The 503-nt window shown below is 32.6% G+C and carries 1 protein-coding gene; it reads right to left on the bottom strand.

Annotated elements, in window-relative coordinates; translation table 11 throughout:
• Positions 1 to 503 (bottom strand): hypothetical protein (locus tag N3F66_15300; protein MCX8125512.1); only part of this gene is annotated, 503 nt, incomplete at both ends.

Below are 503 nucleotides of genomic sequence, written 5' to 3' on the forward strand. Positions count from 1 at the left end.
ATAGTAATTCATTACAATATCCATAATCTGTTGGTTTCCTATACTGTAATTACCTATGGCTACTACTTGATTGTTGTTTTTATCTATAGCATTAGCGCCAAATGGTCCAATAAATCCAATACAGGCATTATTAAATACATACATTTTTTTAATAATAGTACCATTGGAAGATCCGGGTATGATGAATGATTTGGTCCAGTTACCGGAATTGTCTCGGGAATACAAGGTGTCTTTCATGTAATTGGCAGAATTTCTTGTATAAGGAGAGTATCCTGCATAAATTTTATTATTGAAATTGACTATCCCTGAATAGGTGCCATTGGGTAGTTGTGATGTTGGAAATTTTTTCCAATTTCTAAAATCATTCAAAACACTATTGAGTGGTGCTTTCATAATGCTGCTATCGGTTGCAGCATAAATGAGTGAGTCATCAAATGCTACCTGATACACATTGAGATAGGTATTATTTTTCCCAATAAAATAGGTTTCTTTAATTTCAAGTT

This window comes from Spirochaetota bacterium (assembly GCA_026414805.1).
Lineage (GTDB): Bacteria > Spirochaetota > UBA4802 > UBA4802 > UB4802 > UBA4802.